Source organism: Sutterella wadsworthensis, assembly GCF_003315195.1.
GTDB lineage: Bacteria > Pseudomonadota > Gammaproteobacteria > Burkholderiales > Burkholderiaceae_F > Sutterella > Sutterella wadsworthensis.
Genome location: NZ_QNRV01000007.1, coordinates 77,059 through 91,169, shown reverse-complemented (window position 1 = coordinate 91,169; position 14,111 = coordinate 77,059). Strand labels below are relative to the sequence as shown.

Below are 14,111 nucleotides of genomic sequence, written 5' to 3'. Positions count from 1 at the left end.
ATGGCCATTAAGGGAGCCCACGACCGTGAGCAAGGCAATCGCAAAATCCCCAATAACTCCATCGATTGTCTTTTCACGATCTTGAAGCAGATTCAAGCTGACAAGCGCCGCACGGCCAACGCATGGGTGACCCGCACCATTACGAAAAAGCAGCGCGATATGCTCGCGCTGCTTGGCTTGGAAAATCCGCCCCGGGTCCTGAAAAATTAGGGATCAGTTATCCGGGAGTTCCGGCTGGAGCCCAACGAAAAACGCCGCAGACGGCATTGGTCTGCGGCGTTGCGGATCTCCAGCATTGGGACTTTTCAGCAGTCTGAATGCTTGAGACCGAAGTTTTTAGAACCGGTCGAGACCGCGTTCCTTGAGCTGATCCATTTCGTCGAGATTGACGGGAGGCGTCTTCTTGCGGCGCAGGCGGAGCTTCAGACGGCTGAAACGGCGGCCCTTGCGCGGCGAGGGTTCGAGCGAGAAAGGTTCTCCGCCGCTCGGCGAAAGCGCCCCGTATTCGGGGGTTTCGCCCAGCATGAACTTCGTGTCGTAATCCTTCAGAACTTTGGCGACAAGGCCCGAGAGCGCAAGCAGAGCGATCACGTTCGGGATCACCATGATGCCGTTGAAGAAGTCTGCAAGTTCCCAAACCAGCGTTACGTGGAGGAAGGAGCCGAGCATCAGGAAGCACAGAACAAGCACGCGGTAGCTCTGCACCCAGCGCAGACCGAGGAGATACTTGACGTTTTGTTCGCCGAAGAAGTACCAGCCGACGATCGTCGTAAAGGCGAAGAAAAAGAGGCAGATCGCAACGAAGCCCGGACCGATGTCGCCCAGACCGGCTGTAAAGGCGGCCTGCGTGAGGACGATGCCGGTGCTCTTGCCGTCAAGCACGCCGGTCGTGAGAATGACGAGTGCGGTCATGTTGAGCACAATGAAGGTGTCAAAGAATAGGCCGACATAAGCCACGAGGCCCTGTTCGCACGGGTGCTTAACCTGTGCGAGTGCATGTGCGTGCGGGGTGGAGCCCATGCCGGCTTCATTGGAAAAAAGACCTCTGGCAACGCCGTAGCGAATGGCTTCCTTCAGACTCGCGCCAATGATGCCGCCCGTCGCTGCAGACGGATCGAATGCGCCGACGATGATCTCCTTGAAAGCAGGCAGGATCATGTCGTAGTTGCTGAAGATGATGGTGAGAGAGCCCAGGATGTACACCACAGCCATGAGCGGCACCATCTTTTCGGCAAAGCTCGCGATACGGCGCACGCCGCCGATGAAGATGAAGCCGGCAATGGCAAAGACGAAAATGCCGGTAGCCCACTGCGGAATCTCAAAGGCTTTGTGGAAGCCGTCGGCAATGGAGTTGGCCTGAACCATGTTGCCGATGAAGCCGAGCGCGATGATGATCGAGACGGCAAAGAAGGCCGCAAGGGGCTTGTTGTGGAGGCCGCGGCTGATATAGAAGGCCGGGCCGCCCATAATTTGGCCGTGTGCGTCACGAGCACGGAACACCTGAGCGAGCGTAGCCTCGGCAAAAATTGTAGCCATGCCGAAGAAAGCGGCAAGCCACATCCAGAAGATGGCGCCGGGACCGCCCATGGCAATGGCCGTGGCAACGCCGGCGAGGTTGCCGGTGCCGACCTGTGCGGAAATCGCAGTGGCGAGCGACTGGAAGGAACTCATACCGTCCTTGCCCGCCTTATCGCCAAAGAGTGTGATGCCGCCGAAGACCTTGCGGAAGGCTTGTCCGAAGTGGCGGATCTGAATGAAACGCAGCTTGATGGTGAGATAAATGCCAGTGCCCACCAGAAGCGGGATTAGGCAGTACATGCCCCAGAGCAGTCCGTTGACACTCTGAACGAGCTGGGTAAAGTCGTCCATTTCCATGGGCGATTCCTCCTACAGGAGCGATGGTCGAAGAAAGCAATACCCACGGGCTGCCGCCCGTCCGAGAGATTGGGGGCATATCCGCTGTGCCGACATGCAGAGGCATTCTTGGCTGGATATCTCATGCGGCCGACCGCCGCTCTGGTTTTATTGATAGTTGGCGCCGGCTCCCAGTTGCAGCCGGATCTTTGATTGTAGGTGGAGGTGCAGATGTGTTTTCTCTTTGCTCATCCCCTGTATAGGTGAGGGATATATTGCCTAGAAAAGTGAAAAATAGGCAATTTGAGAGTGCTCTCCCAATCTGCTGTTAGACGTGTATGATGCGGTTTTCTCCACAAATCTTGGCTGATCTCATGGCTGCCCGCATCATTAGAATTCTTATTTGGCTCTGCCTTGCCGCCTGTGCTTTCTGGATCATCAATGCTGTCGTAAGCATGATCTGGTATGTCTTTCGATAAGTAAAGCCTTATTCGGTGAAGTCTTCGGGAAGAAGGAGCATCGCGCCTCCGCGCTCGGCAGCCCTGAGCTTCTTAGCTGCTTTTCGCAGCAGTTTGTCCCGAGTGATGAGCGCCGTGCTGCCGACGCCGCAGATATTGGCTGCGGCTTTCGTGAGGATGAGAAACTTCTGATCCTCGGGGTCTCGGCAGCGCACATTTTCAGAGTCAAGCGCCTGAGCAGCCTCTGTGAGCATGTCTTTTGAGGGCATGCGTATGAGTTTTCCCCAGCGTTCGAGCATGGTGAGTGCGCGCGCGGCCGCTTCTGCTTCGAGCATTTGTTTGACCGGACGAGCGGCGACCCCCGCAAGTTCCAAGAGCGTTTCATGGGAAGCTGCCGGCACGATCCGCCCAGCTTTGAGTGCGCAGCCCAGCGGCGAATCCGATTCGCTCTCATCCCGCCAGAGCGTGCATTCAAGAACGACGTGCGTGTCAAGGATGACAATGCGTTCTGCGGAGCTGCGCAGGAGCGGCGCCGCAGAGGCTTCGATCCGCTTGACCGCGGCGTAAAGCTCGGGAGGAAACATGGTGCGGGTGAGGGGTGCGGAACGTCAAAAGAAGGAAAAGGCTTCGGCCGTATCGGTCGAAGCCTTTGGCAGGCGAAGCGAGAGGACTCCAGTCTGCCTGCAGCAATTCGGAGTCTTTCGTCGTCAGTCCTCAGCCGAGAAGCGCCGCTACGTGAGCGCGTTCGCTTTCAAGCTCCGCGACGGACTTGGCGATCGTCGCGCGAGCAAAGTCAGAGAGTTCAAGTCCCTGAACGATTTCCCAGCGGCCGTCCTTCGTCGTGCAGGGGAACCCGAAGAGGAGCCCCTCGGGAATGCCGTAAGAACCGTCGGAGGGAACCCCCATCGTTACCCAGCGGTCCCCCGAACCGAGGACCCAGTCACGGATGTGGTCAATGGCGGCGGAAGCGGCAGAGGCCGCTGAGCTTGCGCCGCGCGCTTCAATGATGGCTGAGCCGCGCTTGGCGACGATCGGGGTCATCGTTTCCTGATAGTAGCTGCGGTCGACGAGTTCGAGCGCAGGGCGTCCCTTGATGAGCGCATGGTCGAGATCCGGGAACATCGCCGGGGAGTGGTTGCCCCAAACGGCAGCGTGCGTGATGTCGTTTACCGACACCTTGGCCTGCGTTGCCGTCTGAGCCATCAGGCGGTTCTGATCAAGACGCAGCATGGAGGTGAAGTTTTCGGGCTTGAGATCCGGAGCGCTCTTCATGGCGATCCAGGCATTGGTATTGCAGGGGTTGCCGACCACGAGCACCTTGCAGTCGCGCGAGGCGGCTTCGTTGAGCGCACGGCCTTGAGCGACAAAAATCTCAGCATTGGCATTAAGCAGATCAGCACGCTCCATCCCTTTGGAGCGAGGGCGGGCGCCGACAAGCAGCGCGACATCGGCGTCGCGGAAGGCGGTCGTCGCTTCCGGGGAATTTTCCAGTCCGGCTAGCAGCGGAAAGGCGCAGTCGTCAAGCTCCATCATGACGCCCGTCACCTTTTGCTGGCTTTCAGGGGAGGCGCGGTCAAGCAGCTGCAGAATAACGGGCTGGTCGGGCCCGAACATGTCGCCGGCGGCGATGCGGAAAAGGAGAGAATAGCCGATGTTGCCGGCTGGTCCGGTAACGGCAACGCGGATGGGTTTCTTCATGGTCAAATCTTTTTTTTAAAGTTGAACGGCCGGCAGGGACCCGGCCTTCTTTTTCATCGCGCAAAGTCTAGCAACTACCATCATCAATAGGAACTCCCTTTGCGCAGAAGTTCAAAGTCATAAGCCTCTTTCCAATCAAGACATAGGCGCCAGACTTTCGCTCAAGCCGTCAAGCAATCTCGTGATACAGAAGAGTTCGATCGACGTCGAACTAACAACATTGTCTTGTGCTAAGGTTTCCACGAATGTTTGAGGCTGCTGGCGTTTCTCATGATGCTTTGTCGATTGCTTCCAATGAAGCGCCGGCGTCCGCGAGGCGCAATGCGCTTGAGCGGACCGCAGAGCAGCATCCCAACGACAATTTTCAAGAAAAGGACATCCCATCATGCAGAACAACGTTTTCCTTCGTCTCGCGCAGGAACGCTATACGACTAAGCATTACAACGGTCAGCAGATTCCGCGCGAAGAGTTTGATACGCTGCTTGAAATTCTGCGTCTGACCCCCACTTCGGTCAATGCTCAGGCGCTTCATTACTTTACGGCGACCTCACAGGAAGCCCGTGAACGTCTGCTCCCCGCCTTTCCCGAATTCAACCGCGACCGCATTACCGGTGCGAGCGATGTGGTGGTCTTTACCGTACCCAAGACGCTGACGGAGGCGCATCTGCGCCGCGTACTGGATAAAGAGGAAAGTGACGGACGCTTCCCCAATGCAGAAGTGAAGAACGCTCAGGATCAGGGGCGTCGTTATTTTGCGGGCCTGCATCAGGGGTCTGAAGCAGAGCTCGTGGCATGGGAGGCTCGTCAGGCTTACATCGGCATGGGGTTCCTCCTCTTCGCCGCAGCCGGCATGGGCATCGACTCGACGGCGCTCGAAGGCGTTGATTTTCCGAAGCTCAATGAAATTCTCGGGCTTGACGAGAAAAATCTGACGGCGATTGCTGCCGTGAGTCTCGGGTACCGCAGCCCGAAGGACGGCAATGCCCAGCGTCCGAAGTCCCGTCTGACCCGTGATGAGCTCTTCACGTCGCTTGACTAAGTCCAAACTCAGCGCGTAGGCGTAGAGTGCCTTTATGCGCAGGGAACTGCAAAAAGCCGGCGTCCGTTCAGTACGCCGGTTTTTTGATGTCTGAGATCACACCTCATAAGAGGGAGGATGCCATGAATTCGATGCTTGAATTGGTGAAGCACCGCTATACCGCGAAGCGCTATGACGTGAATAAACCCATTTCCGATGAGACGCTCAATGATCTTCTGGAAGTGCTCCGTTTGTCGCCATCATCGGTGAACATCCAGCCGTGGCATTTTTATGCCTTGAAGACGAAGGAAGCACTCCATGCCATTCGTCCGGCCGTCAAGGATTTCAATCTCGAGCGTACGGAGCATGCGCCCGTCATTATTGTTTTTGCCATCGAGAAGCACCTCGACGATGCATATGTCCATCGCTTGATGGCTCAGGAAGCCGCGGACGGGCGCTTTCGCGGACAGTTTGCTGATCCCGAGTTTGCAGCGAAACTCGAGGCTTTCCGCTGCGCAAGCGTCAAGGCCTATTGCTCCGGCGCGGACCGCGGTGAATGCTGGGCCGCCAACCAGTGCCATATTGCGCTCGGTTTCCTGCTCTTGGCAGCTGCCGGCATGGGCGTTGACGCCACGACATTGGGCGGCATGCATTTCGAGAAGGTTGACGAAAGTCTCGGACTTGCCGCCAAGGGACAGAAATCGGTGATGGCCTGCGCGCTCGGCTATCGCAGCAGCGACGATTGGAATGCGGACGCTCCGAAATCCCGCTTCCCGCTCGATGCCGTAGCAACGATTCTTTAAAAAGCTGCCCGTCCTCTGCTGCCGCAGCTCAAAGACGCGGCAGCGTTCTCCTGCGGCATCCGATGGATCTCAGCGTCTTAGATTGACGTGTACTCGGCTAAAATGGCGTCGCCCGCACTCATACGATGGCCTTCTTTGAGGAATTTGGAATGAAGCGCTACGCTCTTCAATCGCTTTGCAGCTCCCGCTCCCTGATTTCGGTTTTCTGCGCTTTGTACGCATGGACCGCTGGCGGGGCTTTGGCCGCATCCGCGCCCGAAGATGAAGCTGTGTTGGAGGCGCGCGCAGCACAAGCCGAGAAGGTGCTCGCGGATCGATCGTTTTATGAACGCTGGAAAGAGCCTTCAGCGATCGATTCAGTGAAAACGGCTGCTCAGGTGAAGAGCGATGCTGAGGGCGTGCTCAAGCAAATTGAAGAGGCGCTGGCTGTCCAGCGCAGCTGGTGCGGCAAAAAGTTTTTTGTCAACAGCTGCATTGATGACGCTCGGCGCGCTTCATTTGACCGCGAACGCGAGGTCCGCGAGATCATTGTGGCGGCAGACGAAATCATCCGTCTCGACCGAGTGGAAAAGATGCGCGCAGAACAGGAAAAGAATGCGCTTGAACCTCGTCGGGAGCCCATGAAAATAGCGCCTAAGACGGTGAAAACCGATCCTCCGGAGCCTATGCACATTACGCCTAAGTCTGTGAAGGCACCCAGTCAGCCGATAGATATTGCGCCCAAGACCGTCAAAGAGCCTTCCGCTCCCGTGGAATGGGAAAAGAAAACAGTTAAAGATGCTTCGGTCCCTCACGGCATGAACGGGAAGACGGTTAAGGACGCTGCTGCGCCGACGCCGATTCCAGGCAGTGAAATGCCTCACGATGCGGCGTCTGAGCGAGCCGCTGCCGAAGCGGCTAACGAGGCCTACTATGCGCAAAAACAGCTCGAAGCCCAAAAGCGCATGGAAGAAGCCGCAGAGCTCGCAGCCAAACGCAAAGCGGATCGTGAGGCCAAGCAGCAGCAGTTCGAAAGGAGCCTGGATGAACGTGAGGCTGCGCAAAAGCGATATGAGGCCAATCAGAAGGAACGCAAAAGCAACCTAATGCAGTACTTCTGACGTTTATCCATGACCTCTCCAAGCCAAAAAAATCAATGGGCGGAGCTCTTTGACGCTGCTCGCCCGCTCGAAGAGCGCACCGCACTCGCTTTCTCGGCTGACGGCCCTCTGGCTCGCCGTCAGACCAACTTCACGCCTCGTGAGGGGCAGCTTGCGTTTGCACAGGCCGTGGCCGAAGCCATTCAAAATAAGGAAACGCTTCTGGCCGAAGCCGGCACCGGCACCGGCAAAAGTTTTGCGTATCTGGTGCCGGCGCTGCTTTCGGGTTCGACGGTCGTGATTTCGACCGCAGGCAAGCCGCTGCAGGATCAGCTTTTCAACAAAGACATACCGGCGCTTTCGGCCGCGCTCGGCGTCAATGTGCCGACAGCCGTCCTCAAAGGCCGAAGCAACTATGTCTGTCCTTATCGGCTTGAACGGACGGAATCCGAAGGCCTTCTGCCTGAGCGCGACAGCTACCGCAAGCTTCGGGAGATCAAGCGGTTTGCGGCGATTTCAGCCACGGGTGACCGCGCGGAGCTTCCGACGGTGCCCGAGGACGATCCGCTCTGGCCGCTGGTGACGAGTACGCGGGAAAATTGTTTAGGCAAAGAGCGGTGTGAACATTGGGAAAACTGCTTCGTGCGCGCCGCCCGCGAAAAAGCGCTCAAAAGCCAAATCGTTGTGGTGAATCACCATCTGTTTTTGAGTTCGCTTGCGCTCAAGCGCGAGGCGAATGGGCAGATTGACGGCATGCTGCCGGCCGCTGATCTCACGGTCATTGATGAGGCGCATCAGCTCCCGGGCATTGCGACGGACTTCTTTGGCACTACTTTTACCACCTGGCAGCTCGAGTCGATTGCCGACGAGGCGCGTGCGCTCGGACGCGGTCATGCCAATGACGGCGCGGATTGGGATGCGCTCTGCCATGCCGTTCAGAAAACAGCCCGCGATCTTGTCATTGCCGCCCGAGGCATCGGCATCGAGCCGGGCGACCGGCTCGCCGTAAAGACCATTGAGCGCTTCGAGGAGCTGACTGAGCCTTTTGGCAAAATGCTCGCAGCTTTCGGTCAGCTCATTCGAGCGATGAGAGCCAATAAAGACCGCAGCGATGATCTGGATGCACTTTGTGAATATGCCTGCGAAGTGGATCTGGAGATGGCGAAGTGGGAAACGCTTTTTAAGCGTCTCATGCACCTGGAGGGAGAAGCCGATGATGCTTCGGAAGAAGCGGCTGACATTCCCTTTGAAGGCTTTGAAGAAACGTTAGTAAGCACTGACTCTCAGGGTGATGCAGACGCAGCGCAAGGGGGAACCCAACGCGCCTTCCGATTCCAGAAAGACGCCGTGCAGTGGATTTCCGCAGCGCCTTCGAGCCTGCGGTTCAACAATACGCCGCTCAAGTTTGCCGATGAATTCCGGCAGATGCGGGAAGCCGAAGGCGGTGCGTGGGTGTTCACTTCGGCTACTTTGTCGACTGCAGGAGACTTCACGCACTTTGCGATTGAGACAGGGATTCCGGAGGCCAAAGCCGGGACGTGGGAAAGTCCTTTTAACTATTGGGAGCAGGGCTGCTTTTACCTGCCGCAGCTGCCGCCGCCCACCAATACCATTGAGCATGCCGGACGGGTGGTCGATGCGGCCTGGCCGCTGGTCTGCGCGGCCAAAGGCCGAACATTTTTTCTCTGTACTTCACTTGCGGCCGTCAGCAAAGCGGCCGAGGAGCTCAGGGCGCTGCTCGACCATGCAGGGAACCCATATCCGCTTTTCGTGCAGGGTGACATGCCCAAAGCGGCGCTCATTGACGCCTTCCGCGAGCACGGCAACGCCATTCTGGTGGGCTCCATGAGTTTCTGGGAGGGAGTGGATGTGCAGGGAGAGGCATTGTCGCTGGTGGTGATTGACAAGCTCCCCTTCGCGCCGCCCGATGACCCGGTCTATGCCGCCCGATCCGATGCGCTTCGTGAACAAGGCAAAAGTCCTTTTGCCCTGATGGCGCTGCCCGAAGCGGTAACCGCGCTTAAGCAGGGCTCTGGGCGGCTGATCCGCTCGGAAACGGACCGCGGCGTCTTTATGCTCTGCGACTCTCGAGTGGCGGACAAAGCCTATGGACGGACGATTCTCAAGAGTCTGCCGGATTTTTTCCGTACGCGCAGTCTGGAAAAGGCGCTGGAATTCTTCCGCAGTCCGCAGGCGTGGCATAAGACGATCTATCGTCAATAGCTGCTGACGGCGGCGGAGCGCGGCGCTCGGCCCGCAAGTCCGCCTTAGGAAAGGTCAGGCTGCGGAGAGCGTTTTTTTGCAGGAAAACGCCGCAACGAGCTCAAGATGCATGGCGCCGGGGAAGAGGTCTACGGGAGAGATGCTTTCGAGCGTGAGTCCTGCGGCAGCAAGTTCCTTGGCGTCACGCGCAAAGCTCTTGGGGTTGCAGGATACGTAAGCGAGCCGCTTGGGGCCGTTTGGAAGCGAAAAAAGGTCTGCAAGCGCTTTTGCGGCTCCGCCGGCCATGCCTTGATAAGCAGGGTCGACGATGATCTTCGTGGGTTTGAAGCCCTCGGGAAAGCCCTCTTTGAGGGCCGCCGAGAGGAAGGTTTCTGTCGGCTCAGCCGCAAATGCCGCCTGCGGGATACTGTTGCGCGCTGCATTTTCGCGGGCGCAGATAATAGAGGCCTCTACGCGTTCAACGCCGAGCGCTCGGCCGTGCGGCCCCGCGCGTCTTGCGGCAGCGAGCGTAATGGTGCCGACGCCGCAGTAAAGGTCGAGAATCTGATCCCCAGGCTGTACGTCCGCAGCGTCAAGCGCTTTTTCATAGAGCACCGGCGTCTGCGGCGTATTGACCTGCAGAAAAGTCTGCGGTCCCAAGGTGAAGGCGAGATCCATCAGCTCGGCTTCAATGCTCGAGCGCCCCGCCCAGACAACCAGCGCGTCCGGCGCAAAGCTCAGTACAGCGCTCCCAGGGGTGGGGTGGACATTGATGAGGAGCGATTGAAGCTTGCAGGGGGCGAGTGCCGCGATGAGCTTCTCTTTAGCGGCGAGCAGATCGGCCGTCAGCGCTCGAACCACGAGTACTGCCATCCGCTCGCCGCTGCCCGGCGCTTCACGAAGAAGGAGGCTGCGAAGCACCCCAGTGCCGTTGGATACTGCGGCTTCAGGAGCAGGCGTAAGTGCCGGTTCGCTAAGAAACGGCGCAAGTGTTCGAGCCGCTTCTTCCATCCAGACGGGCGTTTGCGGACAGTCTTCTGCCGGGACAAGTATTTGGCTGCGTGCAGCGTAGTAGCCAAAACGACCGATGCCGTCGATGACGCTCGGATAAAGCACAGCTTTGTTGCGAAAATGCTGAGCAAACGCTTCGGGCTGCCCCGAAGGCGGCTGAATCAATCCTTCTCGCCAGAGTCCGGCCTGGCGGAGCGGCTCTTCAATGAGCAGTTTGGTTTTGAGAGCAAGCTCTGCGGAATACTTCAGGCTCCCCAAAGGACAGCCGCCGCAGACGGGCTGGCCGTTAAGCGACGCAGCATGCGGGCAGCGGGAAGGATCCGCGTCGGGCGAAGGAGCGCTTTCTCGCCATTCCACGGCGAGTCCCCAATGGCCGCCGGGTTTGGGCGGGTTCCAGAAAAGATCGCCTCGCGCACCGGGAAGTGCGCCGGGCACGAGAATTTCCGGGACATCTTTGCTCTTGGAGTTGTCGCTCAATCGCGCGATGCCGGCTCCCGAAGGGTGGATGCCGGTAATGAGCACATCGGTGAGTACTTCAGGACGCTCAGCGGTCGCCCCCGGCGCATGACGGCGGCCCATCAGCGGGCGGCCCAAAGACGCAGCGCGTACATGACGACTTCTGCCGCAATGACGATGCCGACGAGTACCCCAGAGCGTCTGAAGAGCGCTCGGGAGGCTTCAAGCTGAAATTTGCCGCGCGCTTCAAAGTGAAGACGCTCAGACATGCGCTTCACCGTGCGCCAGACCAGTCCAAGCGCAGCAAAGCCAAAGAGCGCTGCGAGGAGCACCACCGTACAGAGGTTATAGAGTGCGCCGGCCCAGTATGGGTCTGCTCCCTGCAGCCAGGCGCCGACGACGGCTACTGCAGCCATCAAGGCAAGAGCGCCCAGCCACAAAGATTTGTGCGCAGTCCATTCGCGCTGGAGCAGTTCCCTCACGGCGTCACTCGCATCGGGCACTGTTTGTTTGGGTTCAGGCGCAGCGTCCGCAGCCGGCGGCTCAGCCGCTGCGGACGTCTGTGAAGATGGAGTCGGGTGAGAAGTGGTCATTCGCCGTTCATTAAAGAAAGTATTTTTCGACGATTACAATATACCGCCCAGCGCCACGATCGCCACGAAGACCGGTGCAAGGACACCGATGAGCAGGCGCGCAGCTTTGAGCGAAGTGTCCGAAAGCGGCTTCACGGACTGCAGTTCGCGGCTCGTGACCGGCCAGGCGACCCAAGCGGCGGCAATAGCAATGCCGAAAGTCGACAGCGGCATGCCGATGTTGGAGGTGACGTAGTCGAGGATGTCGAAAATGTTCTTGCCGAAGAGCTTGACGTCACTCCAGGGACCGAACGACATGTTGGCGGCAAAGCCCACGATGGCGCAGCCCGCGAGCGTGAGCAGAATCGCGTTCTTGCGCGAAATATTGGCCTCCTGAGTAAGGAGAGCCGTGCAGGCTTCGAGCATGGATACGGAACTCGTCAAGGCGGCAACCGTCAGACAGGCGTAGAAGGCTGCGGCAAAGCCTTGCCCCAGAGGCATCTGAGAAAAGACCGCGGGCATCGTTACAAAGGTGAGGCCGGGGCCGGCGGTCGGATCCAGATGAAAGGCAAAGACTGCCGGCATCACCATCAGACCGCCCAAGATGGACGAAAGAATGGCCAGGAAGGCAACCCAGCCCACGGAGGACGGCAGATCAGCCTTCGGGTTGAGGTAGGACCCGTAGGTGATCATGGTGCCGGCGCCGAGCGAGAGCGAAAAGAAGCAAAAGCCCATTGCATTAAAGAGCGCTGTGCCGTTGAAGTCTTCCCAGCGCGGAGTGAAGAGAAATTCCACTCCGGCCCACCCGCCCGGCAGCGTCACACCGCGGATGATGAGGATCACCATCAGGATGAATAGAAGCGGCATCAGAATCTTGGCGATCTTTTCAATGCCCTGCTGTACGCCGTTCATGACAACGTAGGCTGTCAGGCAGAGAAAAAGCAGCAGATAGCCGTAGGAGGAGACCATGTCGGAAACGAAGCTGCCGAAATTGGCGTTCAAAACTTTGGCGTCAGTGGTCAGACCGATGCCCAGCATGGCATCCCAAAGATATTTGATGCACCAGCCGCCTACCACGGAATAAAACGAGAGGATGAGGAACACCGTAAAGACGCCGATGCCGCCGAAGATCCCCCAAGGTTTGCCGGCAGCCCGATTAAGGCTGCCCACCGCACCGCGGCGGCCGGCTCGGCCCATTGCGAATTCTGCGAGAAGGAGCGCCACGCCCACCGTCAGCGTGAAGAAGATGTAGGGGAGCATGAAGACACTCCCGCCGTTCGTACCGGCCATGTAGGGGAACTTCCAAATGGCGCCGAGACCGACTGCGGAGCCTGCGGAAGCCAGAATGAAGCCGAGGCGCGTGCCCCAGGTTGCTGGCGTATGGGTGGACATGGAGAAGCAATTCCTAGTTGTTTTAAGGCTTGTCAGAGGCACAAGCGTTCTCACGCACCGAGGTTCTCTGCCGTTAGGCGGATCTGCGTGAGCGTGCTTATGTTAAAAGAGTCCGGCGCCTTTGGCGGCGACAATGAGGATGAGAATGGGGGCTGCGCACCCCGCAAGGATCCTGAAGGCTTTGAGACCTGCCGCAGACCATTTGGCGTTCATTTCGAGCTGCTTGCGGATGGTCGGCCAAGCTACCCAGGCGGCCACCAGACCGATGCCGACACAGCCGATCGGCATGCCGATATTGGATGTGGCGTAGTCGAGCAGATCAAAAAGCGTGCGCCCAAAGAGCTTCCAGTCTGAAAGCGGCCCGAAGGAGAGCGCGCAGAAGACGCCGATGATGCCGAGCACCGTCGAAACGGTGAGCACGGCGGTGCGACGCGTAAATCCCCAGCGGTCGACGCAGTGCTGCGAAACCATTTCCAGAATGGAGATGGCCGATGTGAGCGCTGCTACAAAAAGGCAGCCGTAAAACGCCACGGCGAAAAGTCCGCCCATCGGCAGGTGACTGAAGACGGCAGGCATGGTGGCAAACGTCAGTCCCGGACCGGCATCCGGCGTCAGACCAAAGGCAAAAACGGCCGGCATGATCATCAGACCGCCGAGAATAGAGGACATCACGGCGAGCACTACAATCCAGGCGGTGGAGGTGCCGACGTTCACTTTGTCGGACAAGTAGCTGCCGTAGTTCATCATCGATCCGGATCCCACTGAAAGTGAGAAGAAGGCAAAGCCCATGGCATTGAGGAGCGCTTCACCCGTAAAAGCCTCCGGGTCAGGCATGAAAAGAAACTTCACGCCCTCAATGGCCCCGGGAAGCATTAATCCGCGCACGATCAGGATGAGCATCAAAATGAAGAGGAGCGGCATGAGAATCTTGCCGACTCGTTCAATGCCGCGTTCGACGCCGCAAAGCACAACGCCTGCGGTCGTGGTGAGAAAGATGACATGCCCCATGACGGACTGTACGGGATCGGCTGCAAAGGCCTCAAAGGCGCTGCGCATTGCGGCCGGATCGTCCGTGATGCCGCGGCCCATGATGGATTCGATGAAGTAATGCGTGCACCAGCCGCCCACGACGGAATAAAAAGCCAGCACCAATGCGCCGGTGGCTACTGAAATAAAGCCGATCACTGACCAAGCGCGCCCGCCCAGCTTTAAGTAGGCCGTTCCGGCGCCGCCTCGTGCGGCACGGCCCATGCTCATTTCTGCAATGAGGAGCGCAAGACCGATCGTGAGCGAAAAAGCAATCGTCGGCAGCATGAAGATCGAGCCGCCGTTCGTGCCCGCCATATAAGGGAATTTCCAGATGGCGCCAAGCCCCACGGCAGAGCCTGCTGAGGCGAGGATGAAGCCTAATCGCGAGGTCCAGGCGGAGCGTGAGGATGTCTGAGGCATGAGAATAATCTGCGGGAAAAATAAAAAACGGGAGCGGTGATGAGCCGCTCCGCGCCTATCCATCATTGATCTGGCGCACGGTCTGCAAAAGCAGACAATCTGCTTGCAGGCCGTACGCA

Annotated in this window: 11 protein-coding genes and 1 pseudogene; 5 read left to right on the top strand and 7 right to left on the bottom strand. The window is 58.4% G+C overall.

Features of this window, described 5'->3' with window-relative positions; translation table 11 throughout:
- A pseudogene (locus tag DES29_RS05110) lies at positions 1–210 on the top strand (IS1634 family transposase); the annotation flags it as partial.
- A gap of 126 nt (positions 211–336) precedes the next feature.
- Here the strand turns inward: DES29_RS05110 and DES29_RS05105 are convergent.
- The 3 genes from DES29_RS05105 to DES29_RS05095 form a co-directional block, all read right to left on the bottom strand.
- Positions 337–1,875: an alanine/glycine:cation symporter family protein gene (locus DES29_RS05105; protein WP_021995415.1), complete on the bottom strand. Its 1,539-nt coding sequence runs from the start codon at positions 1,873–1,875 to the stop codon at positions 337–339.
- 466 nt (positions 1,876–2,341) lie between these two features.
- On the bottom strand, positions 2,342–2,896 hold the full coding sequence (locus tag DES29_RS05100; RefSeq protein ID WP_005431925.1) for a PIN domain-containing protein: 555 nt from the start codon (positions 2,894–2,896) through the stop codon (positions 2,342–2,344).
- A gap of 130 nt (positions 2,897–3,026) precedes the next feature.
- Positions 3,027–4,010 (bottom strand): malate dehydrogenase, encoded by a 984-nt coding sequence (locus DES29_RS05095; RefSeq protein WP_005431927.1) that lies wholly within the window; start codon positions 4,008–4,010, stop codon positions 3,027–3,029.
- 385 nt (positions 4,011–4,395) lie between these two features.
- Here DES29_RS05095 and DES29_RS05085 point away from each other — a divergent pair, with 385 nt between their 5' ends.
- The 4 genes from DES29_RS05085 (at position 4,396) to yoaA (ending at position 9,133) form a co-directional block, all read left to right on the top strand.
- Positions 4,396–5,049: a nitroreductase family protein gene (locus DES29_RS05085; protein ID WP_005431929.1), complete on the top strand. Its 654-nt coding sequence runs from the start codon at positions 4,396–4,398 to the stop codon at positions 5,047–5,049.
- Positions 5,050–5,171: 122 nt separating this feature from the next.
- Positions 5,172–5,831: a nitroreductase family protein gene (locus DES29_RS05080; RefSeq protein WP_113854536.1), complete on the top strand. Its 660-nt coding sequence runs from the start codon at positions 5,172–5,174 to the stop codon at positions 5,829–5,831.
- Between the two features lie 149 nt (positions 5,832–5,980).
- Positions 5,981–6,931: a hypothetical protein gene (locus DES29_RS05075; RefSeq protein ID WP_016474850.1), complete on the top strand. Its 951-nt coding sequence runs from the start codon at positions 5,981–5,983 to the stop codon at positions 6,929–6,931.
- Between the two features lie 9 nt (positions 6,932–6,940).
- Entirely contained in the window at positions 6,941–9,133 is a 2,193-nt protein-coding gene (gene yoaA / locus DES29_RS05070; protein WP_021995417.1) for a DNA repair helicase YoaA, read from the top strand.
- Between the two features lie 54 nt (positions 9,134–9,187).
- Here the strand turns inward: yoaA and rlmD are convergent, their stop codons facing one another.
- From rlmD to DES29_RS05050, 4 genes are all read right to left on the bottom strand, one after another.
- Positions 9,188–10,702, bottom strand: coding sequence for a 23S rRNA (uracil(1939)-C(5))-methyltransferase RlmD (gene rlmD / locus DES29_RS05065; RefSeq protein ID WP_113854539.1), 1,515 nt, complete (start codon positions 10,700–10,702; stop codon positions 9,188–9,190).
- Entirely contained in the window at positions 10,702–11,172 is a 471-nt protein-coding gene (locus tag DES29_RS05060; RefSeq protein ID WP_016474847.1) for a hypothetical protein, read from the bottom strand. The genes rlmD and DES29_RS05060 overlap by 1 nt, the downstream gene beginning before the upstream one ends.
- 33 nt (positions 11,173–11,205) lie before the next feature.
- Positions 11,206–12,543, bottom strand: coding sequence for a sodium-dependent transporter (locus tag DES29_RS05055; RefSeq protein WP_016474846.1), 1,338 nt, complete (start codon positions 12,541–12,543; stop codon positions 11,206–11,208).
- A gap of 102 nt (positions 12,544–12,645) precedes the next feature.
- On the bottom strand, positions 12,646–14,058 hold the full coding sequence (locus tag DES29_RS05050) for a sodium-dependent transporter (protein ID WP_046446396.1): 1,413 nt from the start codon (positions 14,056–14,058) through the stop codon (positions 12,646–12,648).
- Positions 14,059–14,111 lie beyond the last annotated feature (53 nt).

What these genes read in the sequence shown, in the direction of transcription:
- DES29_RS05105 (WP_021995415.1), bottom strand. Translation starts at nt 1,875, where the DNA reads ATGGAAATGGACGACTTTACCCAGCTCGTTCAGAGTGTCAACGGACTG.
- DES29_RS05100 (WP_005431925.1), bottom strand. Translation starts at nt 2,896, where the DNA reads ATGTTTCCTCCCGAGCTTTACGCCGCGGTCAAGCGGATCGAAGCCTCT.
- DES29_RS05095 (WP_005431927.1), bottom strand. Translation starts at nt 4,010, where the DNA reads ATGAAGAAACCCATCCGCGTTGCCGTTACCGGACCAGCCGGCAACATC.
- DES29_RS05085 (WP_005431929.1), top strand. Translation starts at nt 4,396, where the DNA reads ATGCAGAACAACGTTTTCCTTCGTCTCGCGCAGGAACGCTATACGACT.
- DES29_RS05080 (WP_113854536.1), top strand. Translation starts at nt 5,172, where the DNA reads ATGAATTCGATGCTTGAATTGGTGAAGCACCGCTATACCGCGAAGCGC.
- DES29_RS05075 (WP_016474850.1), top strand. Translation starts at nt 5,981, where the DNA reads ATGAAGCGCTACGCTCTTCAATCGCTTTGCAGCTCCCGCTCCCTGATT.
- yoaA (WP_021995417.1), top strand. Translation starts at nt 6,941, where the DNA reads ATGACCTCTCCAAGCCAAAAAAATCAATGGGCGGAGCTCTTTGACGCT.
- rlmD (WP_113854539.1), bottom strand. Translation starts at nt 10,702, where the DNA reads ATGGGCCGCCGTCATGCGCCGGGGGCGACCGCTGAGCGTCCTGAAGTA.
- DES29_RS05060 (WP_016474847.1), bottom strand. Translation starts at nt 11,172, where the DNA reads ATGACCACTTCTCACCCGACTCCATCTTCACAGACGTCCGCAGCGGCT.
- DES29_RS05055 (WP_016474846.1), bottom strand. Translation starts at nt 12,543, where the DNA reads ATGTCCACCCATACGCCAGCAACCTGGGGCACGCGCCTCGGCTTCATT.
- DES29_RS05050 (WP_046446396.1), bottom strand. Translation starts at nt 14,058, where the DNA reads ATGATGGATAGGCGCGGAGCGGCTCATCACCGCTCCCGTTTTTTATTT.